The organism is Pararhizobium sp. P1_E7, from assembly GCF_056405855.1.
The window spans coordinates 1-24,183 of record NZ_JBFUBH010000018.1 but is presented as its reverse complement, the minus strand read 5'-3'; the positions used below and the strand labels follow the sequence as shown (position 1 = coordinate 24,183).

Genomic DNA, 24,183 nt, shown 5'->3' with positions numbered 1-24,183 from the left:
TCCGCTCCGTCAGTTGGAGCGGAAACTTGAATCAATTCAACAGCGTGTTGAATCGGTCTGCGAAGCGCTAGATGTCCAGGTTCTCCGCAAACACCGCGCGCTCCTGGATGAAGCGGAAGCGGGCGTCCGCCTTGGTGCCCATCAGGTTGTCGACGGCTTCGCGCGTGCCTTCAAAATCCACCTCGTCGATAGCGACCTTCAAAAGCGTGCGCTTGGAAGGATCCATCGTCGTTTCCTTGAGCTGTGCCGGCATCATTTCGCCAAGACCCTTGAAGCGGCCGATCTCGATCTTGCCGCGGCCGTTGAATTCCGTCTCGATCAGTTCCACCCGGTGCGCGTCGTCGCGGGCGTAGAGCGTCTTTGCCCCCTGGGTGATGCGGTAGAGCGGCGGCACGGCCAGATAGAGATGGCCGCCCCGGACGAGTTCGGGCATTTCCTGATAGAAGAACGTGATCAGCAGCGAGGCGATGTGAGCGCCATCGACGTCGGCGTCGGTCATGACGATGACGCGCTCGTAGCGCAGGTCTTCCTCGCGGTACTTGCCGCGGGTACCGCAGCCGAGCGCCTGGACGAGGTCGCTGATCTGCTGGTTGGCCCCGAGCTTTTCGCGGCCGGCGCTGGCGACGTTGAGGATCTTGCCGCGCAGCGGCAGGATCGCCTGATTGGAGCGGTTGCGCGCCTGTTTGGCCGAGCCACCGGCCGAATCGCCTTCGACGATGAACAGTTCGGCACCCTCGGCCGAGTTCTGCGAGCAGTCGGCCAGCTTGCCCGGCAGGCGCAGCTTGCGCACCGCCGTCTTGCGGCTGACTTCCTTTTCCTTGCGGCGGCGCACGCGCTCGTCGGCACGCTCGATCACCCATTCGAGCAGCTTGGCCGCTTCCTGAGGATTGTCGGCGAGGAAGTGATCGAAAGGATCGCGCAGCGCATTCTCGACGATGCGCTGTGCTTCGACGGTCGCCAGCTTGTCCTTGGTCTGGCCGACGAATTCCGGCTCGCGGATGAACACCGACAGCATGCCGGCCGCCGAAATCATCACATCTTCGGTGGTGACGATCGCTGCGCGCTTGTTCTGCGTCAGTTCGGCATAGGCTTTCAGGCCCTTGGTCAGCGCGATGCGGAAACCCGCCTCATGCGTGCCGCCTTCCGGTGTCGGAATGGTATTGCAATAGGAATGCACGACGCTGTCGCCGCCGTACCAGGTGACTGCCCATTCGAGCGCGCCATGGCCGCCGGTCTTTTCCGTCTTGCCGGCGAAGATTTCGCGGGTGACGGTGAATTCCTTGCCCATCGTCGCCTGCAGATAGTCCTTCAGGCCGCCGGGGAAATGAAACACGGCCTTGTCGGGCGTCTCGGTGCCTTCGATCAGCGAGGGATCGCAGGACCAGCGGATTTCGACGCCGCCGAACAGATAGGCCTTCGATCGCGCCATGCGAAACAGCCGGGCCGGATCGAATTTCGCGTGTGAGCCGAAAATATCCGGATCGGGATGAAACTTGACCTTGGTGCCACGCCGGTTCTGGATATCGCCCAGTTCCTCCAGCCCCCCTTGCGGAATGCCGCGCGAAAACCGCTGGCGGTAGAGCTTGCGGTTACGGGCAACCTCGACTTCGAGAATATCCGACAGCGCGTTGACGACGGAAACGCCGACGCCGTGCAGACCGCCGGAAGTTTCATAGACTTTGCTGTCGAACTTGCCGCCCGCATGCAGGATGGTCATGATCACTTCGAGGGTCGACTTGCCCGGAAATTTCGGATGGTTCTCGACCGGGATGCCGCGGCCGTTATCGGTAACGGACAGGCAGCCTTCGGCGTCGAGATGGACATCGATGAAATTGGCATGTCCGGCCACCGCTTCGTCCATCGAGTTGTCGATGACTTCGGCAAACAGGTGATGCAGCGCCTTTTCGTCGGTGCCGCCGATATACATGCCCGGACGCCGGCGCACCGGCTCCAGCCCCTCGAGCACTTCGATGGCCGAGGCATTGTAGTCGCCATTGTCTGTTTTCAGGGCTGGCGTCGCGCTGGTGCGCAGCTCCACCACTGGAGCCGCGACGGGTGTGGCAACAACCGGCTTCGGCACGACAGAGTCCGCCGCAGGCTTGGGCACCGTGGGGAATGCTGAAAAGAGATCGTTGCTGTCGGTCATGGTCTGCTTTGAGGTCTTTCCGTGGTGGCGACTTTTCGCACGATCAAAGTTGCGGATGAAACCGCCATGAATGTCTGCGCGAATCACCGGAATTCTGCCAAATTCTTGGCGCGAGAGCGACCGGGCCCGCCATAGGGTTCAGCCGGCACGCGCCAATACGCTGATCGTGCCTTCAATAGCCCCAACTGTTGCGTTGCGGAAGGTCTGATGGCAAGGCTTGGATCAAAAGAGGAACATTCCGGATGCACATGTCCACAGCTCATTTGATCTTTCGCGGCCTTTTGGCCTGTATCGTAACTATTGCGCTTGCTCTGCCTGCACAAGCAACGCCCCTGAAGCCGTTCAAGGACGAGCTGTTTTCCTATGGCACGGTCCTCGAAACTCAGGATGGCGGCGACTACCGCGTCATCGACTACCAGAAAATGCGCGATATCGACGGCCGCGACCAGGTTCCGGAGCGCCGCGCAAAACGCGCCTTTGTGTCGCTTGGCATCAAGAGCGAGCAGGTCAACGAGACGCTGGATCTTGGCGGCCGGCCGCTCGATGTGATGCGGGTCGGCGCCATGACCGGCGCGGCATTCTCGGTGATCTTCGTCCATGGCCGGGGAGGCGACCGGCGCCTCGGTGCGAATGACTGGTCGTTCGGCGGCAATTTCAACCGGCTGAAAAATCTCGCCGTTGGCAATGGCGGTGTCTACTACGCGCCGAGCGTCCGCTCCTTCGATGATGCCGGGGTCGCAGATATCGCCGGACTGATCGCCTATGCTCAAAAGCAGTCACCCGGAAAGCCGGTCGTGCTTGCCTGTGCCTCGATGGGTAGCTTCATATGCTGGGGCATCACACGCGATGCGCAGGCTGTCTCGGCCCTCAAGGGGATGATGATCATGGGAGGCCCGGCGGACCCCACCTTCGCCAAGAGTGCTGCCTACAAAAAGAGGCTGCCGATGTTCTTCAGCCATGGCGGTGCCGACAGTGTTTATGCTGTAGCCGATCAGATTGCGCTCTATCGTTCCTTGAAAGCTGCGAAATATCCCAGCCGAATCGTGCTGTTCCAGACCGGATCGCATGGAACACCTGTTCGGATGACGGACTGGCGCGATGCGCTGAACTGGATCGGGCTTGATTGAAGCTCCCGATATATCGGGGATTCATTAACCAACGCGGCGGTTTGAAACGCCAGGGCGAGCGTTGTTTGCTTTTTCGAAAGCTGATCGTGGGACTGTCCCGGGCATATATTCTCGGGGTTTGATCTTATGGATGCTCGGACAGAAGCGCAGCATATTCCGCTGTGCGTCGATCTCGACGGCACATTGCTTGCCGCCGACACGCTCTGGGAGGGCGTGGCGATCATTCTTCTGCGCAATCCGCTGATGGTGTTTGCAGTCCTTTTCTGGATGTCGAAGGGCAAGGCGCGGCTGAAATACGAGGTTGCCGCGCGCTCGGGACGCCAGGCGGCAGACTGGCCCTATCGCGAGGCGGTGCTCAAGCGTCTGACACGCGAGCGCGAAACAGGCAGGCAGGTCATCCTTGTCACAGGCGCCGCCGAAAGCGTGGCGCTCGGGGTCGCGGCCCATACCGGCGTTTTTTCCTCCGTCCTGCACAGCACCACAGAAATCAACCTCACCAGCCGCCGCAAGCGGGATAAGCTGACCGAACAGTTCGGTGAGGGCGGTTTCGATTATATGGGCAATAGCCGCGATGACGTGCCGGTCTTCGATGCGGCGCGCAAGGCCATTGTCGTGGCACCGGACGCGGCGGCTGAAAAATGGCGCCGCGCGCATGACGCCGAACGGCTCGATACCGGCAGGATCAGCCGCCTTGCGGCGTTGAAATCGATCCGCGTGCACCAATGGGCAAAGAACGTGCTGATCGGCGTGCCGATGGTGCTCAATCACGATATCCTGCACATGGATGCAGTGATCAACGTCCTGCTTGCCTTCTTCGCTTTCAGCTTTCTTGCCTCGGCCGTCTACGTCATCAACGACCTGTCGGACCTCACCAATGACCGCCGCCATCCGACCAAGCGCAACAGGCCCCTGGCAAGCGGCCAGATGTCGGTGCCGATGGGGCTGCTGATCGCGCTTTGCCTGCTCATCGCCTCATTGTCGCTGACGGCCGCGCTGCCTTATGATTTTGCGCTTGTCCTTAGCTTCTATGCGTTGGCCACCACCGCCTATACCTTCGTGCTCAAGCGCAAGCTGTTGGTGGATGTCTTCACGCTGGCCGGGCTTTACACGGTCCGGATCGTCGCCGGTTCGGCAGCGACCGGCACGGAGCTGTCGTTCTGGCTTTTGTCGTTCTCGATCTTCTTTTTCCTCAGCCTGGCACTCGTCAAGCGCTACGTCGAGCTCGACGATTACAACGGGCGTGACGGCAACCAGGTGCCGGGCCGCGGTTACATGGCCGTCGATTTCGAGATGGTCGGACAGGCCGGCGTCTCCTCCGCCTTTGCCTCGGCACTGGTTCTGGCGCTCTATATTCACAGCAAGGAAATGCAGGAGATGTACACGCTGCCCTGGGCATTGTGGCCGCTCTGCCCGCTGGTCCTCTACATGCTGCTCAGAATCTGGATGCTGGCACGCCGCGGCATGCTGCATGAGGATCCGGTGGTGTTCATCATGCGCGATTGGCGCAGTCTCGTCACCATGGCCATCGGTGCGTCGCTTGTGCTTGCCGGCACACTGGGTTCGCCATGACCGCTGGAGAGTTTGACAGCTGGGGCCGGATCGATTGCCGCCCCCGGCAGTCCGTATCGCCCGATGCCTATGAGAACCTGCGCGAGAATGCGGCGGCTGGCGCGTTCCTGCCGTTCGGCAACGGGCGGTCCTATGGCGACAGCTGCCATAACGATCAGGGCAAGCTGATCGACAGCCGCATGCGCACCCGTATTCTCGGCTTTGATCCGGGAACCGGAATTGTCTCCTGCGACGCCGGCGTGACGCTTCGCTCCGTGCTTGAGCAGGCAATCCCGCACCGGTTTTTCCTGCCGGTGACGCCGGGAACCGCTTCGGTCACCATCGCCGGTGCCGTTGCAAACGACGTTCACGGCAAGAACCATCACGCGCGCGGCACTTTCGGCAAGCATGTGCTTAGCCTGACATTGCTGCGTTCCAGCGGTGAGCTTTTGACCTGTTCGGCGACGGAAAACCGCGACTTGTTCTATGCCACTATCGGCGGCATGGGCCTGACAGGGCTGATCCTGTCGGTTGACTTGCAGCTGATGAAGGTACCGTCCGCCCATATCCAGCAGCATGCCATCCGTTTCGACAGCCTGGGCGATTATTTCGGGATGGTCGAAACCGTGGACGGCGAACATGAATATTCCGTCGCATGGATCGATCAGCTGGCGACCGGCAGGCGGGCGGGCAGGGGCGTCCTTTTTGCAGGAGATCACGCCGATGCCTCCTGCGAGTTTCCCGACATACCGCGCGCGAGGAGGTTGTCTGTGCCGTTTGCGCCGCCGTTCAATCTCTTGAACGGGGTGACGCTGAAGGCATTCAACGAACTGTATTTCCGCAAGGAAAAGCCGGGAGAAACGGTCAAGACCGTCAAATGGCCGGGCTATTTCCATCCGCTGGATGCGATCGGCCACTGGAACAGGCTTTATGGACCAAAGGGGCTCTATCAGCACCAGAGCGTCTATCCGTCAGACAATGCGCGGGTGTTGACGGGACGCCTGATGGAGGCGGCCCGCAAGGCGGGGCATGCCTCTTTTCTCACCGTGCTGAAGAAATTCGGCGAGCAGAAATCGGGAGGGCTTTTGTCCTTCCCGAGGCCGGGATTCACCCTGACGCTGGATTTCGCCAATCAGGGTGAACAGACCCTTAAGCTTCTCGACAGGCTCGATGCGATGGTCATCGAGGCCGGTGGCGCCGTCAATCCTTACAAGGACGCCCGGATGAGCCCGCAAACCTTTGAATCCTCGTTCCCACACTGGCGCAAGCTGGAAGAGCTGCGCGATCCGGCGATGGTGTCGAACTTCTGGAACAGGACGGCCTTGGCTTTGCCAAAATGAGAATAGCGGCAATTTGAATTAAATAAACGCGGGAATTTCACGGAATATGCGGCTCTTGCATGTAGGGATCGGGACGGGAACAGGGGACACAGGCATGAAGTATATTGTATTCATTCTCTTCACCGTACTGACCAACGCGGCGGCACAAGTCATGCTCAAGCAGGGTATGATTTCACTTGGACCGTTGAGCTTCACGGCTGATACTTTCATTGCCCGAATTTTCCAGGTGGTTTTCAACCCTTGGGTCTTTGCCGGACTTGCGACCTTCGTCATTTCGATGGTGTCGCATCTCTACGTGCTTTCGAAGGTGGAACTCTCCTTCGCCTATCCATTTCTGAGCCTCGCCTATGTGGCGGTGGCCGTCTTTGCCTATTTCGTCTTCCACGAGGATCTGAATGCCTGGCGCATCGCCGGCATCGGCTTCATCTGCGTCGGAACCATTCTCATCGCCCAATCCGGCCTGTCTGGGGCTGGCATGTCCTCGCACGAGGATCAGCCTTTGCTTGAAGCTACGGGCGCAAAAACAGCAAAAATCGGGAGCGCATCATGAAGCATATCATTTTCGGCGGTGACGGTTTCGTCGGCCGGCACCTGGCCGAACGTCTGGTGCAGGACGGTGAAGAGGTCCTGGTTGCCGATATCGTCAAGTCCGACCTGCCGCACTACGCTCGCGCCCGGTTCGTCCATTGTGATGTCACCGATGCGGACGAGGTGATGAAGGTCGAAATTGGCCCCGACGACATGGTCTACAACATGGCGGCCAAGATGCTGTCGCCATTGCAGGTGCGCTCCAAGCGCTGGCAGTTCTTCTGGCCGGTCAACTATTACGGCGCCGAAAACATCATGAAGGCGACGGCAAAGTCCGGCGCCAACCGGCTCGTGCAGTTCACCACCGACATGATCTACGGCCACACGATCATGTCGCCGCAGACCGAAGCTCATCCGGCCAAGCCGCTCGGCGAATACGGAAAGTCGAAATGGGCAACCGAGCAGCTTGCTGGCGAATGGCGCAGGCAAGGCATGAACATCTCGATTTTTCGCCCGCGCCTGATCATTGGTCCCGGCCGTCTCGGCATTCTGGAAAAGCTGTTCAAGCTGATCGACGCCAACCTGCCGGTGCCGATGATCGGTTCGGGCAAGAACCCCTACCAGTTTATTTCGGTGTTCGACTGCGCAGAAGCCGCACGCCTGGCCTGGAAGGGCGGCGTGCCGAACGAGGCCTACAATCTGGGCTCCGACAATCCGCCTTCGGTGAAGAAACTGCTGGGCGACCTGATCGTCCATGCCGGCTCGAAGTCGCTCCTGTTGCCGACGCCCGCTTTCGCCGTCAAGACAACGCTCGCCGCTTTCGATTTTGTCAATCTGCCGATCATGGACCCGGAACAGTACCTGATCGCCGACGAGATGTGCATCCGCGAAACCGGCAAGCTCAAGAAGGAGCTTGGCTGGAAGGCGCGGTATAACGACGGCGCCATGCTGATCGCAGCCTATGACGAATATCGCGCCAAGAAGGCCGGCAAGACCTTCGCACAAGCATCTGCCGTACCGGCCGAATGAACCAGGGGATCACGACAATGCTCGACAAAACGCAACGCGTCGCCATTGACGCGGCCGGCCCTGATGCCCCTGTTCTTGCTGGCGGTATCCGCAAGCCGGACCTCATCACCGTTGAACAGGCAAAGGCCATGAGCCTTGCCGACATGACGGCGTTCTTCAAGGACCACCTGAACCCCGGGCAACTTCATTTCATGAAGCTGCTCGGCTTCAACAAGGTGAAGGTCGAAAGTGCCGAAGGCATGTACTATACCGACCAGAATGGCCGCAAGATTCTCGATTTCTTCGGCGGTTTCGGTTCGCTCGCCTTTGGCCACAACCATCCCCGCATCCTGTCGGCGCGTAAGAAATTCCAGGACGAGAACCGTCACGAGATTGCAATCGCGTTCCTGTCGCAATATGCGGCAGCACTCGCCAGGAACCTTGCGACGATCGCGCCTGGTGATCTCGACATGGTCTTCCTCGGTTCCTCCGGTTCGGAAGCCATGGAGGCCGCCCTCAAGGTCGCCGAACGTGCCGCTGGTCCGAAGCGTCCGCGCATTGTCTATGCCGAAAATTCCTTCCACGGAAAGACCAAGGGCGTTCTGTCGATTACCGACGGTCCGCTCTATCGCGGCGAGTTCAAGCTGCTCGATAACAACGTCAAGGTACCGTTCGGCGATATCGATGCCATCCGCAACGCTTTTGAGCGCGATCCGTCGATCGGCGTGCTGGTTCTGGAAACCATCCAGGGCGGCGGCGGCATCGTCCAGGCTTCACCGGAATTCTGGCGCGAGGTGCGCGCGCTCTGCGACAAGCATGGGGTCATCTGGGTCGCCGACGAGGTCCAGTGCGGCATGGGCCGTTCGGGCCGCTTCTTCGCCTTCGAACATGCAGGCGTGGTTCCGGACGTGACGGCGCTCGCCAAATCGCTTGGCGGCGGCAAGTCGGCCATGGCCGCGATGATCGCCAGGCGCGACGTCTACATGAAGGCTTATGGTACCAAGGCGACGGCGATGATCCACGCCCACGCCACATTTGGCGGCATCGGCGAGGCCTGCATCACCGCGATCGAGGGTCTCAACATCATGTATGACGAGGACCTGATCGAGAACGCCGCCGTGCAGGGAGACTATCTGCTCGAACGGCTGAATGTGCTCAAGGCCAAATATCCGAAGATCATCAAGGATGTTCGTGGCCAGGGCCTTATGGTTGGTCTCGAATTCCAGGATTTCAGCCAGACCCTGCCGATGGTCCTGCGTCCGGTCGTGTCGGTTCTCGACGACAAGCTGAAGGGATCGCTGTCTGGCTTCATCGGCGCGCTTCTCTTGCGTGACTACGATACGCTGGTTGCCTTCACGGAATACAATCGCAACGTCATCCGGCTCGAGCCGCCGCTGATCTGCGAACGCCAGCATGTCGACCAGTTCGCCGATGCGCTCGATGACCTGCTGGGCCGCGGCATCATCCGCATCGTCAAGGATTTCGTCGGCAGTCAGATCGGCTGATCGTCTCCAGACACTCGAAAGGGCAGGGTGCCGCACGCGCCGTGCCCTGCAGCAGCCCGTGGCGCTATTGTTTGAGTGTCGAAATCTCGACCCTGCGATTGCGGCCATCCTCTGGATCGGCCGGAAACAGCAGGGCGGTTTCGCCGAACGCGCGCAAAACCAGCCGCCGCGGTTCTATTCTGTAGTGCGTGAGCAGATATCGTATCGTTGCGGCGGCGCGCGCCCGGCTGAGATCGAGATTTTCATCGTCGGTGCCGGCCGCATCCGTATGGCCGCCGATCAGGAACCGGTAGGACGCAAGGTCGCTGGATTGAAGCGCTACGCCAACGCTGTCGAGAAGACGCTGCGCCTGCGGGGTCAGTTCGGCGGAGCCGAAGTGAAAATTGACCGCGAGGTTGACGGTCGCTGCAACCTTGTCGCCATAGCTGTTGATCAGCGCCAGATCCTTGGCGCCGGTAATCTTCAATCCGCGGGTTTTCTCCTTTTGCACCAGCACGGGGTCGAGCGAGCGGACCAGCAAGTCCGGTGTGGCCGTGGTCAATATTTCCTGTGCGCTCGCCGCTACCGGAAGCAGGCCGAGACTTAAAACCAGAGATTTGAGAAAAGCATACCGCATCTATCCGCCCCGGATCCCCAGGCCATGAAACAAGTTGAAGCATCATTGCCCTCAACCGGGTTGCTGGCATGTTCCCGCAGGAACAGTGGTGGATTTGGAGGAATGCGGCTCAACCGGAGTGGCTAAGGCATGTCGCGCAATAGCGTGCAGCGGTATTGCGCGACATGCATAAAATCAAAGACCTAAAGCGCCAGAAGCATCTGAAAGATCGCAACACGCTTTAGTGTTTTTGTCCGTTCACGAACATGTCGAATTGCACGATGTTGGAATAGATCGGTATTCCGACTGACATGTCGTAGCGCGTGCGGTAGACGCCGCCCTGGATGTGAAAGCTGATGACACTCCGGTTCCATTTCGTCAGTTTCGCGTCGAAATGTTCGGTTCTGGTCGTGCCTTTTGCCGTCAGTTTGCCCTCAATTCGGGCCGTGTCGTCGCCCGTCTGGGTGATCTTCGTTGAGCGGAAGACGATTTTCGGGTGGTTCGCGCTATCGAAGACGGCGCTGGAGCGCAGGAAGTTTTCGATACGGGGTTCGCCGGTCTGGACGGCCTCCGGGTACAACGCGAATTCGACGACAGACCGGCGGATGTCATTGCCATCCAGTTGGAACGTGCCAGAGAATTTTGCGAATTTTCCGGAAATACCGCCACCACCACCGACTTGGCCGACCGAAAAATTGATCTGTGAGGATGCGTTGATGTCGTAGCGGCCGGCGGCCTCGTCGAGGCTCGGTGCCCTGGCTTCGGACGGGGATGCATGCAAGGCGTAACCCGCAAGCGTCATCAATGCGGCTGTGATCGTTAGTAAACGTGCGGACATGTCTGGGTCCTTCCCGGTGCTTGGTTCGCCTCGTAGGACGCTCAATGCTGCAGGAATATTCCTAGCCGTCACGCCGGCCGCGCAGCATGCGCACAAGCACAGCGTCACGGCGGATGAAGTGGTGGTGGAAGGCTGCGCCCGCATGCAGCAGCGCCAGCGCGCCGAGGCTGTAGGCGAACACCGCATGGGCTGTTGTCCACGTGGTTTCCGCGGCCACGGATTTCTCCAGCGGCAGATGCGGGATGACGACGAGATCGAAAAAGAAACTCGGAATGTTCAGCGTCGAAGTCGAGGCGAGCGCCCATCCCGTGACCGGCACCGCAAGCGTCAGGCAGGCAAGCAGGATGTGGACGAGGGAGCTCGCCTGTTTTTCAAGTGTCGAGAGGCCGGCAACCGGTGCCGGATGTCTGCCTGCCAGCCACCAGAGGATCCGGATCGCCGAAAGGGCAAGCACGGTGAAGCCGAAGGACTTGTGCCACTGGAAGAGATTGAACTGCAGCACCGGGTCTATGTCCGGCCGGGTCATGATATAGCCGAGCACCAAGAGTCCTGCGATCAGAACGGCAATGGTCCAGTGAAGGAAGATGGTAACCCACCCGAATGCGTCAGCCCCGTTGCGCAACATCACTATTCTCCGATTGCCAAAACTCGTATCGAATCATCGCTCTTTCGCAGGATGCGAACAAGCCTTTCGGCCATCACGGTTACGATACCGGGCCTGGTCGCGCGGCCGTCCCGCTTTTCTTTGCCCGGCTTATTTGCTAGGGCCTTTGCCGGGAAAAGGACATACCCTTGAGGAGACGACATGACGCCCGACGTAAAACCGCTTGTTGCCGGAAACTGGAAGATGAATGGTTTGCGGGCTTCGCTCGATCAAATCAAGGCGATGGCGGAAGGCGTCAAGGGTAGTCTTTCGCAAAAGGTCGAAACGCTGATCTGCCCACCGGCGACGCTGCTCTATGTGGCAACGGCGCTCTGCGATGACAGCCCGCTTCTGATCGGCGCGCAAGATTGCCACGAAAAAGTCTCCGGCGCCCATACGGGCGACATCTCCGCCGAGATGGTCGCCGACTGCTTCGGGACCCACGTGATCGTTGGCCACTCCGAGCGCCGTACCGACCACAAGGAAACCGACGCCCTCGTGCGCGCCAAGACCGAGGCTGCCTATGCAGCCGACCTGATCGCCATCATCTGCGTCGGCGAGACCGGCGACGAGCGCAAGGCCGGCCAGACGCTGGATGTGTTGAAGCGCCAGCTCGCCGGCTCTGTTCCCGACAGCGCCACCGCTGAAAACACCGTCATCGCCTACGAGCCTGTCTGGGCAATCGGCACCGGCCTGACGCCGACGGCAGCAGACGTCGAGGAAGCCCATGCCTTCCAGCGTTCGCAACTGGTTGCACGCTTTGGCCCGGCCGGCGCCAGGATGCGCATTCTCTATGGCGGATCGGTCAAGCCGGGCAATGCCAAGGAATTGATGGGCGTTGCCAATGTCGATGGCGCGCTGATTGGTGGAGCAAGCTTGAAAGCCGACGATTTTCTCGCCATCTACCGGGCGTATGAAGAATTGACGGCCTAAGCCTGCCGCTCGGCGGCTGCTGTATAATTATGCAGCATCTTCAAAGTGCTGCAGCGCCTTTCGCGTGTCATATTCGACGCGCGGCGCTGTAGGGGCTTTTAATGCGCGGTGGCTTGGTATATGCAGCCGCAACAATAATCTTTGCCGCGTGGAGCGGACGCTGAAACTTGCGTTGCAATTTCGTCGCGTCTCCCATGTCGGACGATCACTCGATCGCGTGTCTGTCTTTGGCTTTCTGAGAAGCCGGGCAAGCCGTGATCTAAGGCAGGACTGGACAAAATGCAGACCGTATTGCTTGTCATCTATCTCATGGTTGTGCTGGCGCTGATCGGCGTCGTGCTCATTCAGCGTTCCGAAGGCGGCGGCCTGGGCATCGGCGGCGGTTCGGGCTTCATGTCCGCCCGCGGCACGGCCAATGCGCTGACCCGCACCACCGCGATCCTCGCAGCCCTGTTCTTCGTCCTGGCGCTCGGCATGGGCATTCTGGCCCGCTACCAGCCGAATGCGACCGACGTTCTCGACCGTATCCCCGGCACGACGAACAACGGCAAGGGCGTGCTTGATTCGCTCGGCGGCGGCGCCACCCCGCCTGCTGGCGAGACGCCCGCACAGTCCGGTGCCAACACCCAGACCCCGGCTACGCAGACCCCCGCAACGACCGAAACAAAGCCGGCGACGTCCGGTTCGGACGTTCCAAGCGGCCAGTAAGGCCGGCAGCAGATATAATCGCCGGCGGAAGCCAGTCTTCCGCCGGTTTTCTTTTGTTTGAATTCTGCCACCTGACACTTTTGAACGGAAAAATTCTGAAAGATGAATTTTTCGGTGGCGGAATCATTTTTGAAACGGTATCCGGTGAAGCCCATGGCGCGATATGTATTCATCACTGGCGGCGTGGTATCTTCCCTTGGAAAAGGGATCGCCGCAGCTGCTCTCGGAGCGTTGCTGCAGGCCCGGGGATACCGGGTGCGGCTTCGCAAACTTGACCCCTATCTGAACGTCGATCCGGGCACCATGAGCCCGACGCAGCACGGCGAAGTGTTCGTGACGGATGATGGCGCGGAGACGGACCTCGACCTCGGTCACTACGAGCGCTTTACCGGCCGCTCGGCGACCAAGACCGACAACATCACCACCGGCCGCATCTACAAGAACATCATCGACAAGGAACGCCGCGGCGATTATCTCGGCGCCACCGTCCAGGTCATCCCGCACGTCACCAACGAGATCAAGAATTTCGTCACCGAAGGCAATGACGATTTCGACTTCGTCATCTGCGAGATCGGCGGCACGGTCGGCGATATCGAGGCGATGCCGTTCATGGAGGCGATCCGCCAGCTCAAGAACGATCTGCCCCGCGGCACCGCAATCTATCTTCACCTGACGCTGATGCCGTATATCGCGGCGGCCGGCGAGTTGAAGACCAAGCCGACCCAGCATTCCGTCAAGGAACTGCAGGCGCTCGGTATCCATCCCGATATCCTGCTCGTGCGCGCCGACCGCGAAATCCCGGAAGCCGAACGCCGCAAGCTGTCGCTGTTCTGCAACGTCCGCCCGTCGGCCGTCATCCAGGCGCTCGATGTCGCCTCGATCTACGACGTGCCGATCGCCTATCACAAGGAAGGCCTCGACAACGAGGTTCTGGCCGCGTTCGGCATTGAGCCGGCGCCGGCACCGCGTATCGAAAACTGGCTTGATGTCGCCAACCGCATCAGCACGCCGGAGGGCGAGGTGACCATCGCCATCGTCGGCAAGTATACGGGCCTCAAGGATGCCTACAAATCGCTGATCGAGGCGCTCTATCACGGCGGCATCGCCAACCGCATCAAGGTCAAGCTTGAGTGGATCGAATCCGAGGTCTTCGAAAAGGAAGACCCGTCGCCCTACCTCGAAAAGGTCAACGGCATTCTCGTCCCCGGCGGGTTTGGCGAGCGCGGTTCCGAAGGCAAGATTCAAGCCGTTCGTTTTGCCCGCGAACGCAAGGTGCCGTATTTCGGCATCTGCTTCGGCATGCAGATGGCGGTCGTCGAAGCGGCCCGCAATCTCGCCGGCATCGAAAAGGCCTCGTCGACCGAATTCGGCAAGACGGAAGAGCCTGTCGTTGGCCTGATGACCGAATGGGTGAAGGGCAATGCGCTGGAGAAGCGCGCGGCGTCCGGCGATCTCGGCGGCACCATGCGCCTGGGCGCCTACAAGGCCAGCCTGAAGAAGGGCACCAAGATTGCCGATATCTACGGTTCGACCGAGATTTCCGAGCGTCACCGTCATCGCTACGAAGTGAATGTCGATTACAAGGATCGCCTGGAAGCTTGCGGCCTGGAATTCTCCGGCATGTCGCCGGACGGCGTCCTGCCGGAAACGGTCGAATACCCGGATCATCCGTGGTTTATCGGTGTCCAATATCACCCGGAACTGAAGAGCCGTCCGCTCGACCCGCATCCGCTGTTTGCAAGCTTCATCGAGGCCGCCGTCGAGCAGAGCCGGCTGGTCTGACGATCGCTAAGGGCCGGTCATAACGCCGGCCGCTGATCGCATATGTACCCCGTTCAACGCTGAACCCGCTTACAACAGGCCGTTGTGAGCGGGTTTTTCATCGTCATGCAGACAGCGGCAGGCGTTGCCGCACGATGGCGGCATGAACCCTTGCGCCATGCAGAAGGCCATGATCGTTGAAATCGAATTGGGGGTTGTGCAGCGGTGCGGAGTCCCGGCCGTTGCCGACGAAGGCGAAGACGCCCGGCACGTGTTGCAGAAAGCGAGCGAAGTCCTCGGACCCGGTCATCGGTTCGTCCGCAACGCGGACTTCCCCGGCGTCGAGGACAGTCCGCGCCGCGGCAAATGCTTCTTCTACAAGGATCGCGTCGTTGAGAAGGGGGATGAATTCGCGCGTATAGGTCACTTCCGCCGTGACATTGTACGCCAGTGCTATTCCCTCGGCGATGGTTCTCATCTGCTTTTCAATCGTCGAGCTGATCTTCGGATGAAAGCTGCGCGCATCGCCGAGGATTCGCGCCAAGCCGGGCAGGGCGTTGCGGGTTCCGTCAGTGATCAGTTCGGTAACGGATACGACACCGACATCGGTGGGGCTCAGCCGTCTGGAGACGATGGTCTGCAGACTGGTCACGAGTGCGCATGCGGCAACGAGCACTTCGTTTCCCCAATGAGGGCGCGCTGCATGACCGCCCACACCTTTCAGGACAATCTCGAAATTGTCCTCGGCCGACATGATGGCTCCGGCACGGGTCTCAAAGTGGCCGACCGGCAGGCCCGGCAAGTTGTGCAGGCCGTAGATTTCCTCGAACGGAAAACGCTGCAGCAATCCATCGTCCAGCATGGCGAGAGCACCTTTGCCCCATTCCTCTGCGGGCTGGAAAATGAAGTGTACCGTTCCGTCGAAGCCGCCTTCCTCCGCCAAAAATCTGGCCGCGCCGAGAAGCATGGCCGTGTGCCCGTCGTGGCCGCAGGCATGCATGACGCCGGGATTTTGAGAACGGTGGGCGTGATCGCCCTGCTCATTGATCCTCAACGCATCCATGTCGGCGCGTAGCGCAATCGCCCGATTGCCTGTTCCGCGCTTCAGCGTGCCGACGACACCTGTGCCGCCGACACCTTCCGCCACGCCGTCGAGATTGAATTCCCGAAGCTTGGCGGCAACGAAGGACGAGGTTCTTTTTTCTTCGAAACCGAATTCCGGATGGGCGTGCAGGTCGTGCCGCCAGGCTGTCATATCGCGGTGCAGGTCTTGCAGATCAATTGTCATCTACTTCTCCTCTGCGGCGCAGTGGGAAACAATTCCTGCCAGGACTTCCTGGGGCGTTGCGCCGACGAGTTCCCCATATTTCTCCGGATCGGTGGCACCCTCGGTGTTGATCAGGAAAACACGGGATCCTTCATCCAAACCGAGCGCCGCCTTGATCGCAGGATCGGAGGTGGCCTTGATCAGCGCCGCAAGACCAACGCAACCGCTCTCTCCCGCCACGATGGCAGGATCGCCCTTCAAGGGGGTCGCAAGGGCCTTCATCGCTGACACCGCATCCGCGTCATCCACTGTCATGAACCCGTCGGCAACGCGCGACAAGATGCGCCAGGCGACGAGCGACGGTTCATAGCATTCCAGCATGGCCATGACGGTCGGTTCACCATGCGCAATCCTGACGGCATGGCCGGCCTTGGCGCTTTCGAAAAGACATGCCGCACGGGCGGGATCGACCACGATGAATTTCGGCCGGTTGCCGCCAAATTCGGCCGCCATGAACCCCGCGACGGCCGCCGCTATGCCGCCGACACCGGACTGGACAAAAATGTGGGTCGGCCGCTCCGGCATTTGGCGCAGCGCTTCGCGAACCAAGGCGGTATAGCCCTGCATCACAAGACCTGGAATTCGCTCATAGCCCGGCCAGGAGGTGTCGGATACGATCGTCCAGCCCCGCTCGCCGGCGACGCGCGCGGCTTCACGCACCGAATCGTCGTAGGTGCCATCAACCCGGATCATTTCCGCACCGAACCGGGCGATGGCGGCGACCCGCTCGTCGCTGACGCCGGCATGCACGAAGATTGCGGCTTTCGCGCCAACGAGTTGTGCCCCTTGCGCGACGGAACGGCCGTGATTGCCATCGGTGGCGCAGGCAACCGTCATCGCCCGGGCGACCCGCCTGACCTCCGGGGCGTGCAGCTCCTGCACGTCGACAGCCCGGCCGAGCGCTTTTTCCGCGGCTTCGAGCACAAGCCGGATAACGGCATAGGAGCCGCCCAATGCCTTGAAACTGCAAAGCCCGAGGCGATGGCCCTCATCCTTGATGTGGATGGACGCGACGCCAAGGCGCGATGCCAAGGTGGACAGCGATACCAGGGGAGTAGGCGCATGGTTGTCACGGAAAGTCAGGAAGTGTTCGACTTCAACGGCTGCCTCGACGCCAAGTGTCGCTGCGTCGATGTCCAGCATCGGGGTGCCATATTCGGGTGTGTTGTTGTGCAGGAACATGTCGGCCTCATTTGACTATCTGCGCACAATGATATTGCAACGATGACGAAAATTGCGCTGAATATTGAATAGCTATTTGCAAGTTTGTTTCGTGGAGGCAGTGTTTTGGCGAAGTTGACCACCTTTCAGCGGCTGGATGCCTACGACCGGAAAATTCTCGAAATCCTCCAGCGGGACAACACCACCCCGCAAAGGCAGATCGGAGAGGCCGTTAATCTCTCGGCGCCTGCTGTCCAGCGGCGGATCAAACGCATGGAGGAGAACGGCGTCATCAAGGCCAATGTCGCCGTCGTCGAACCCGCGTCGGTCGGCCAGTCGATTACCATTTTCGTCGAAGTGGAGGTGATCAGTGAAACGGCTGACAGGATCGAAGAAGCCAAGCGGGCCTTCGCCGGCGCGCCCGAAATCCAGCAATGCTACTATGTGACCGGCGAGGCGGATTTCGTTCTCGTGATCGTCGTCCCCTCGATGGCGGACTATGAAGCGCTAACGCGACGCCTGTTTTTCGGCAACAACAACGTAAAGCGCTTCCGGACATTCGTCGCGATGGATCGGGTGAAGGTGGGATTGAGCGTCTCTGTTGGCGAGTGAGCGGACACATATTGAAGGTTCGTTTCCGGCATGAAGCGTGAGCGTATCCGCAAAGGAGCCGGCGTGTGGTGCACGTTTCGTCCGTCTTCGGTGTCAGGTCGTCTCCTTTACATCCCGTCTTCCGGCACTAGGTCGCTGGAGTGGCTTTCGGCACGGACTGGTTTTTCCTCCGGAATGGCCGCTGCGCACTGCGGGAAGGAACGGAGAATGGCGAACGATATCTTGCCGGAGACACTGCGGGTGCTGCAGGCTCAAGTGCCGGTAAGCGCAACGCTGCATGTCTGGCTGAAGGCGACGGCGCCGGAAAGACCGGGGGCGGTGGCCTTCGTGCTTGGCGGCGACAAGATCGGCGAAGTCTCGGTCAGCAATTCGCAGGAATATGTGTTCCGCACATTCGTCGCCACCAGCGGCGGCAATCTTTCCTGCGTCTACGACACGGCGACCACAGCGGTTTCCGTCGCCTATTTCTTCAACGCGGCTGAGGTGATGGAAAAGGGCATTACCGTCATGCATACCAGCGCCGCCAATGCTCCGGCGCCCGTGCCGAATGGCTATCATTTCCGCCCACCGTTCGGCTGGATGAACGATCCCAACGGCTTTGGCCGTTTCGCAGGCCGTCCGCATCTGTTCTACCAGCATTATTCCCACGGTCTTCGCTGGAACACGATGCATTGGGGGCATGCGGTGTCCGAAGATTACATCCACTGGCATCACATGCCGATCTTCCTGTTTCCCTCCGAAGATCTGACGGCCCGGCCGGACCGGCGGGGCGGAGCCTTTTCCGGCTCTGCCATCCCCATCGACAATGAGGGCGGCATCCGCGTCTTCTTCACCGAGCAGATCATCGACCGCACGCCCGAAACCCAGGTCCAACTGACCGCAACCTCGCACAACATCATCACGGCGAGCCAGGCCCAGGTCATTCTTCCGGGTCGCCCGGCGGGTCTTGGCCTGACGCTTGATTTTCGCGATCCTTATGTCGTCAAAGGGCCGGATGGGCTGTGGAAAATGGTGCTTGGCAGCCTCAGCCATCAAGGTGGCGTCATCCTTCTTTATGAGACCGACGATCCCACTGCCGCCAGTGGCTGGCGCTTCACCGGTACGCTGCTTTTGGAGGAGCGGTTCGGCACGGCAGTGATCGAGTGTCCCTGCCTGCTGCCGCTGGATGGCCCGGCGGACGAACCTGAGACGCATTGGGCCCTGATCTACGGCCTGATGAACAGCACGCATGCCGATACCGGGCGCAAGAACCTGACGCTCATTGCGGTCGGGCACTTTGACGGTGTCCGTTTTTTGACGGATTTCGAGCAGGAACTCGATTTTGGTACCGACAATTATGCCTTTCAGGCTTTTGTCGATGGCGGAACACCCATCGGCATCGGCTGGCTCGCCAATTGGGCCGATGTCTCCCACACGATCGATTTTCCGACCGCGATGACGCTGCCGAGGATGCTTCTTCTTCAGGATGGTGCAGTCCTGACGCCGCCGGTTCCGGCGGTCGACAACCTGCGCAATGGAATGATCGACGAAGCAAGGCTTGTTGTTGGCGAAATGGTCAGTTTGCAAACCGGGGCGGTCGAGATCGTGCTGGACCTGTCCTGGCCCGGCGCGCCGTTCGTGCTTCACTTCGATCACCCTGACGTCGATCTGGCGCTGCAACTCGATCAGGAGGGATTGTCCATCCTCTATGCGGTGGCGGGCGTTGAAACCGTGCCGCGCTATATCGCCCGCGGGGCTCGCCCCTCCAGCCTCAGGGTTTTTCTCGATGCGGGGTCCATCGAGGTGTTCGCCGATCATGGCCGCTGGGCGGGGACGAAACGCATCGAAGGGTTCGAGCCGGTCCGTTCGGCGCGTCTTGAGGCGGAGCCAGGTTACGTAACGTCAGGCCGCATCTTTGCGCTGAAATTGTCGATTTCTGCCGCCGGATCTCAGCCGAAACCGGGTTAGGCGGCGGCTGCGATTTGTCTAAAAACGTCTCTTTAACGTTTACCGGTTAGTAATCTCTCTGAAAGTGAGAGATCTCAAGCGATGCGTATTGCGTTTATCGTCGCCCTTCTGCTTCTGGCCGGCTGTGCGAGTGCACCAAGAGACACACGGAATGCCTGCGCGATTTTCGAACAGCGTGACGGATGGTTCAACAACTGGCAACGCGCCGCAAACCACGCGGAGCGCGAATATGGCGTTCCCGTGCCGATCCTGATGGCAACGATCTACACCGAATCCGGCTTCCGGCCGAATGCCCGGCCGCCCCGCACCAAACTGTTCGGCTTCATCCCGTGGAAACGGCAATCGACCGCCTATGGCTTCTCGCAGGCGCTGAACGGTACCTGGTCGGAATACAAGCGCTCAACCGGCCACTTGATGGCGCGGCGGACAAAATTCTCCGACGCGATCCATTTCGTTGCCTGGTACCACAATAAAAACAGTAAGAAGAACGGCATCGCCCGCAACGACGCCTACAGTCTCTATCTGGCTTATTATCTGGGGGATGCCGGCTACAGGAAGGGTGCGTGGCGGGGCAACACGCAATTGCAGAAAGCCGCCCAGCGTTCGGCAAACATCGCCAATACCTACGCCAGGCAGTTGCGCTCCTGCGACTGAGGCCGTCCTTAATTTGAAAATGCCGGGTCCCAATAGGGCGGCGCACCGAATGCGGCCCGCAGATGATCGGCCAGCGCCCTCAGCTTGACGGACGGCCGCCGTCCGTCCGGATGGGCGATGTGGATATATTCGAGCTCCGGCTGAACGCCGATGTCGATCATCTCGAGTTCGCCGGCCGCCACCGCTGCGCCAACGATGAACATGGGAATGAGCGCGATACCGAGGCCGGCGATAGCGGCGTCACGCAGCATGTCGCCGTTGTTGAGGCCAAGGCCCATCCTGCCACGCACGATGACGGTGCCGCCGATACTTGGAAAACGCCAGTCGGCAACGCCGCGGTTGGTATAGAAGATGCCGCGGTGCTGTTCGAGTTCCTCGATGGATGCCGGCTTGCCGTTATCCCTGAGATAGGCGGGCGAAGCGACAAGCACACGCCGGCTCGGCGCCAGTCGCCAGGCCATCAGCCGTGAATCGGCGATCGGGCCGTTGCGCACCACGGCGTCGTAACCGTCGGCCGCGGCATCGACGCGCCGGTCGTCGAGATCGAGCGTCAGTTGCAGGTTCGGATGTTCGGCCAGGAACGGATAGAGCGCCGGCCCCAGATGCATGCGGCCGAATGTGACCGGCGCGGAGATGCGCAATGGCCCGGAGATCGTGCCGCGCCGCTCGGCCATGTCGGCGGCTGCTTCCTCGACCTCCTGCACGATGCGATTGGCGCGCTCCAGAAATGCTATGCCGTCCTCGGTCAGGGTAAGCTTGCGGGTGGTGCGATGCAGCAGTCCGGCGCCAAGGCTGCGCTCCAGTTCTGCAAGCCTTTCGCTGACCACCGACTTCGACAGTCGAAGCCGCCGCGCCGCCTCGCTGATCGAGCCGCTTTCGGCCACCGCGACAAAACTGGCAATGCCGTCAAGCTTCATCATTGTTCGGTTTTCCCGGATGCGAGTTCCATGATTTACAGACTAAACAGAACGATCAAAGAAAGCCATATTGCCCTCAAGCAAACGGCATGAAGAGGCGGCCAATACGGCACCTCAACCGCTCTGCCAAAGAGGAAATCATGGAACGCCTGTCCAACAAAGTCGCAATCGTCACCGGTGCCAGCGCCGGCATTGGCCGCGCCACCGCAAAGCTGTTCGCAGCCGAAGGCGCAAGGGTCGTCGTCGGCGCCCGCCGCCAGAGCGAGCTCGATGAACTGGTCGCCGAAATCAAGGCCGATGGCGGCGATGCCGTCGCCCTTGCCGGTGATGTCCGCTCGGAAGATTACGCCAAGGCGCTTGTCGCGCTGGCCGTCGAAAAATACGGCCGCCTCGATGTCGCCTTCAACAACGCCGGAACACTCGGCGAGGCGGGCCCCTCGACCGGTGTCTCCGAACAGGGTTGGAACGATGCGATCGCCATCAACCTCACCGGTTCGTTTCTCGGCGCCAAGCACCAGATCGCCGAAATGGCCAAGCATGGTGCGGGCTCGGTTATCTTTACCTCGACTTTCGTCGGCTACAGCTTTGCGTTCCCCGGGGTCGCCGCCTATGCCGCCTCGAAGGCGGGCCTGATCGGTCTGACCCAGGCGCTTGCCGCCGAATACGGCCCGCAGGGCGTGCGCGTCAATGCTATCCTGCCCGGTGCCGTCGATACATCGATGTACCGCGAAATGAACAACACGCCGGAATCGCAGTCCTTCATCACCAACCTGCATGCCCTGAAGCGTGTCGCAACATCCCAGGAGCTTGCACGGTCGGTTCTTTACCTTGCATCCGACGATTCCGCTTTCGTCACCGGCACCGCGTCCCTCGTCGATGGCGGCGCCTCGATCACCCGCACTTGAACCCTCTACAGAACACAAACAAGGAATTTCACCATGTCACGCTTGCAAAACAAGACAGCCCTGATCACCGGCGGCACCAGCGGCATCGGTCTTGAAACGGCCCGCCAGTTCATCGCCGAAGGCGCCCGCGTTGCGGTCACCGGCACCAACCCGGCAACCATCGAAACCGCCCGCGCCGAACTCGGCGACAAGGCTCTTGTCATCCAGGCCAATGCCGGCGATGCCGCCGGACAGAAGGTGGTCGCGGACGCTATCCGGAACGCCTTCGGCCATCTCGACATCCTGTTCGTCAACGCCGGTGCCGCCGATTTCCGCCCGATCGAACAGTTCGACGAGGAGGCTTTCGACCGCTCGGTCGCCATCAATGTCAAAGGCCCATTCTTCCTGATTCAGGCGCTTCTGCCGATCTTGGCCAATCCCGCCTCGATCGTGCTCAACACCTCGATCAACGCTCATATCGGCATGCCGAACACCAGTGTCTACGCGCTGACCAAGGCTGCCTTGCTGTCCTTCGCCAAGACGTTGTCCGGAGAATTGATCGGCCGCGGCATTCGCGTCAATGCCGTCAGCCCCGGTCCGGTCGCAACCCCGCTCTACGGCAAGCTCGGGATGTCTGCCGCAGACACCGACGCCATGGCGGCGGCCAAGATTCCCGCCGGCCGATTTGGCAATCCAAGTGAAATTGCCAAGGCCGTGGTTTTCCTCGCCTCCGACGAATCGACGTACACAGTCGGCAGCGAGCTTGTTATCGACGGCGGCATGAGCAATCTCTGATCGATGATGCGCATGGCCCGGTGTTTCGACATCGGGCCATGCGTTTTGCAATCGGCATAAAGTTGCCGGTTCAACATTTCCTTGAAATCCACGGTCAAAACGGGCAAAGCACCTGCCAACGACCAGTTTCAGGGAAATTCATGAGCGCTGCCTCCCGTACCCCCCGTCTGCTCGACCATCTGGTCCTGCCGGTCGGCGATCTCGCAACTGCCCGCAATCGGCTGCAACAGCTCGGCTTTACCGTCGCTGCGGATGCGCTTCATCCCTTCGGAACCGAAAACGCCTGCGTGTTCTTTTCCGACAAGACCTATCTTGAGCCTTTAGGCGTCGCCCAGCGCGAGGAATGCGAAGCAGCCGCACTCGGCGGCAATATCTTCGTCGCCCGCGATCAGGCCTACCGGTTTCGCCGTGGCCAGGATGGCTTTTCGGCCGTCGTGTTGAGCACCGATGACGCAACTGCCGACCATGCGCGTTTTCGCGAAAAGGGCATTTCGGCAGGCGATATGCTGGAATTCTCGCGGCCGATGAAACTGCCGGATGGGTCTGAGGCTTCCGGCAGCTTTCGCCTGGCATTCGCTGCCGATCTGCGCGCACCGGATTTCCTCTTTTTCAGCTGTCAGCGCATCATGCCGCTGCCGTCGGACCGCTCGGTGCTGGAGACCCACGCCAATGGTGCAACGGGTTTGGCCGAGGTGGTTCTGTCGGAGCCGAACCCGACCGATTTCCAGTATATCCTGCAGGAAGTGGTCGATGAGCGCGAAGTGTCGGCGCATTCCTTCGGCATGGATATTGAAACGCGCAATGGCGTGAAAATTTCCGTCCTCAACCAGGCCGGCATGTCCGGGTTTTTCGACAGGAAGACGCCGGGTCATTCGCGCGGCCTGCGCGGCCGGGCCGTCGTCTTCAAGGTTGCCGATCTGGCCGCGACCGAGCATCTTCTTACTGCCAACGCAGTGTCCTTCATCAGAAAAGACAGTCGCCTGATCGTTCCGGAAGCCCCGGGGCAGGGCGTCATCTTCGCATTCGGAGAATAATCATGCAGACCAATGCAAACGTGGTGGCCGGCAGCGGCGCCAATCAGGTGGTGTTTTCCAATAGCCAGAAGCTGTCTTTGATCGCCGGTCCCTGCCAGATGGAGAGCCGTGACCACGCCTTCATGATCGCCGGCAAGATGGTTGAACTCTGCAAGTCGCTCGACCTTGGCTA

22 protein-coding genes and 1 pseudogene are annotated in these 24,183 nt (G+C 60.3%); 16 read left to right on the top strand and 7 right to left on the bottom strand.

Features of this window, described 5'->3' with window-relative positions; translation table 11 throughout:
* Positions 1-67 precede the first annotated feature (67 nt).
* The gene (gene parE, locus AC1D17_RS17205; protein ID WP_477566584.1) at positions 68-2,146 is read right to left on the bottom strand and encodes a DNA topoisomerase IV subunit B; all 2,079 of its coding nucleotides are present in this window, start codon (positions 2,144-2,146) and stop codon (positions 68-70) included.
* A 242-nt stretch (positions 2,147-2,388) separates the two neighbouring features.
* On the opposite strand from parE, the gene AC1D17_RS17200 reads away from it, so the two are divergent.
* The 6 genes from AC1D17_RS17200 (at position 2,389) to AC1D17_RS17175 (ending at position 9,202) form a co-directional block, all read left to right on the top strand.
* Entirely contained in the window at positions 2,389-3,273 is an 885-nt protein-coding gene (locus AC1D17_RS17200) for an alpha/beta hydrolase (protein ID WP_477566583.1), read from the top strand.
* A gap of 126 nt (positions 3,274-3,399) precedes the next feature.
* Entirely contained in the window at positions 3,400-4,842 is a 1,443-nt protein-coding gene (locus AC1D17_RS17195) for a UbiA family prenyltransferase (protein WP_477566582.1), read from the top strand.
* Complete coding sequence (locus tag AC1D17_RS17190; protein ID WP_477566581.1) at positions 4,839-6,161, top strand: FAD-binding oxidoreductase; 1,323 nt, start codon at positions 4,839-4,841, stop codon at positions 6,159-6,161. Before AC1D17_RS17195 ends, AC1D17_RS17190 begins: the two co-directional genes overlap by 4 nt.
* A gap of 94 nt (positions 6,162-6,255) precedes the next feature.
* Positions 6,256-6,711 carry an EamA family transporter gene (locus AC1D17_RS17185; RefSeq protein ID WP_477566580.1) on the top strand — a complete coding sequence of 152 codons (456 nt, stop codon included), beginning with the start codon at positions 6,256-6,258 and terminating at the stop codon, positions 6,709-6,711.
* Positions 6,708-7,718 (top strand): NAD-dependent epimerase/dehydratase family protein, encoded by a 1,011-nt coding sequence (locus AC1D17_RS17180; RefSeq protein ID WP_477566579.1) that lies wholly within the window; start codon positions 6,708-6,710, stop codon positions 7,716-7,718. Before AC1D17_RS17185 ends, AC1D17_RS17180 begins: the two co-directional genes overlap by 4 nt.
* A gap of 17 nt (positions 7,719-7,735) precedes the next feature.
* Positions 7,736-9,202: an aspartate aminotransferase family protein gene (locus AC1D17_RS17175; RefSeq protein WP_477566578.1), complete on the top strand. Its 1,467-nt coding sequence runs from the start codon at positions 7,736-7,738 to the stop codon at positions 9,200-9,202.
* A 64-nt stretch (positions 9,203-9,266) separates the two neighbouring features.
* On the opposite strand, the gene AC1D17_RS17170 is transcribed toward AC1D17_RS17175, so the two are convergent.
* From AC1D17_RS17170 to AC1D17_RS17160, 3 genes are all read right to left on the bottom strand, one after another.
* Complete coding sequence (locus AC1D17_RS17170; protein ID WP_477566577.1) at positions 9,267-9,743, bottom strand: OmpA family protein; 477 nt, start codon at positions 9,741-9,743, stop codon at positions 9,267-9,269.
* 295 nt (positions 9,744-10,038) lie between these two features.
* Positions 10,039-10,635: a YceI family protein gene (locus AC1D17_RS17165; protein ID WP_477566576.1), complete on the bottom strand. Its 597-nt coding sequence runs from the start codon at positions 10,633-10,635 to the stop codon at positions 10,039-10,041.
* Between the two features lie 61 nt (positions 10,636-10,696).
* On the bottom strand, positions 10,697-11,260 hold the full coding sequence (locus AC1D17_RS17160) for a cytochrome b (RefSeq protein ID WP_477566575.1): 564 nt from the start codon (positions 11,258-11,260) through the stop codon (positions 10,697-10,699).
* Positions 11,261-11,440: 180 nt separating this feature from the next.
* Here AC1D17_RS17160 and tpiA point away from each other — a divergent pair, with 180 nt between their 5' ends.
* From tpiA to AC1D17_RS17145, 3 genes are all read left to right on the top strand, one after another.
* Positions 11,441-12,211: a triose-phosphate isomerase gene (gene tpiA / locus AC1D17_RS17155; protein ID WP_477566574.1), complete on the top strand. Its 771-nt coding sequence runs from the start codon at positions 11,441-11,443 to the stop codon at positions 12,209-12,211.
* A 279-nt stretch (positions 12,212-12,490) separates the two neighbouring features.
* Positions 12,491-12,919 (top strand): preprotein translocase subunit SecG, encoded by a 429-nt coding sequence (gene secG, locus AC1D17_RS17150; RefSeq protein WP_477566573.1) that lies wholly within the window; start codon positions 12,491-12,493, stop codon positions 12,917-12,919.
* A 153-nt stretch (positions 12,920-13,072) separates the two neighbouring features.
* Positions 13,073-14,701, top strand: coding sequence for a CTP synthase (locus AC1D17_RS17145; protein WP_477566572.1), 1,629 nt, complete (start codon positions 13,073-13,075; stop codon positions 14,699-14,701).
* A gap of 103 nt (positions 14,702-14,804) precedes the next feature.
* Here the strand turns inward: AC1D17_RS17145 and AC1D17_RS17140 are convergent, their stop codons facing one another.
* Positions 14,805-15,968 carry a M20 aminoacylase family protein gene (locus AC1D17_RS17140; protein WP_477566571.1) on the bottom strand — a complete coding sequence of 388 codons (1,164 nt, stop codon included), beginning with the start codon at positions 15,966-15,968 and terminating at the stop codon, positions 14,805-14,807.
* Entirely contained in the window at positions 15,969-17,189 is a 1,221-nt protein-coding gene (locus AC1D17_RS17135; RefSeq protein ID WP_477566570.1) for a diaminopropionate ammonia-lyase, read from the bottom strand.
* 105 nt (positions 17,190-17,294) lie between these two features.
* Between AC1D17_RS17135 and AC1D17_RS17130 the strand changes: the two genes are divergently transcribed.
* From AC1D17_RS17130 to AC1D17_RS17120, 3 genes are all read left to right on the top strand, one after another.
* Complete coding sequence (locus AC1D17_RS17130) at positions 17,295-17,780, top strand: Lrp/AsnC family transcriptional regulator (RefSeq protein WP_477566569.1); 486 nt, start codon at positions 17,295-17,297, stop codon at positions 17,778-17,780.
* Between the two features lie 207 nt (positions 17,781-17,987).
* On the top strand, positions 17,988-19,727 hold the full coding sequence (locus tag AC1D17_RS17125; protein WP_477566568.1) for a glycoside hydrolase family protein: 1,740 nt from the start codon (positions 17,988-17,990) through the stop codon (positions 19,725-19,727).
* A gap of 81 nt (positions 19,728-19,808) precedes the next feature.
* Entirely contained in the window at positions 19,809-20,381 is a 573-nt protein-coding gene (locus AC1D17_RS17120) for a transglycosylase SLT domain-containing protein (RefSeq protein ID WP_477566567.1), read from the top strand.
* Between the two features lie 8 nt (positions 20,382-20,389).
* On the opposite strand, the gene AC1D17_RS17115 is transcribed toward AC1D17_RS17120, so the two are convergent.
* Positions 20,390-21,301 (bottom strand): LysR family transcriptional regulator, encoded by a 912-nt coding sequence (locus tag AC1D17_RS17115; RefSeq protein WP_477566566.1) that lies wholly within the window; start codon positions 21,299-21,301, stop codon positions 20,390-20,392.
* Between the two features lie 137 nt (positions 21,302-21,438).
* On the opposite strand from AC1D17_RS17115, the gene AC1D17_RS17110 reads away from it, so the two are divergent.
* The 4 genes and pseudogenes from AC1D17_RS17110 to AC1D17_RS17095 form a co-directional block, all read left to right on the top strand.
* Positions 21,439-22,203 (top strand): SDR family oxidoreductase, encoded by a 765-nt coding sequence (locus tag AC1D17_RS17110; protein WP_477566565.1) that lies wholly within the window; start codon positions 21,439-21,441, stop codon positions 22,201-22,203.
* Positions 22,204-22,236: 33 nt separating this feature from the next.
* Positions 22,237-22,977, top strand: a complete 741-nt coding sequence (locus AC1D17_RS17105) for an SDR family oxidoreductase (protein ID WP_477566564.1) — start codon at positions 22,237-22,239, stop codon at positions 22,975-22,977.
* Positions 22,978-23,117: 140 nt separating this feature from the next.
* Positions 23,118-24,011: a VOC family protein gene (locus tag AC1D17_RS17100; protein ID WP_477566563.1), complete on the top strand. Its 894-nt coding sequence runs from the start codon at positions 23,118-23,120 to the stop codon at positions 24,009-24,011.
* Positions 24,011-24,183 (top strand): annotated as a pseudogene (locus tag AC1D17_RS17095) (3-deoxy-8-phosphooctulonate synthase); the annotation flags it as partial. The gene AC1D17_RS17100 and the pseudogene AC1D17_RS17095, both read left to right, overlap by 1 nt.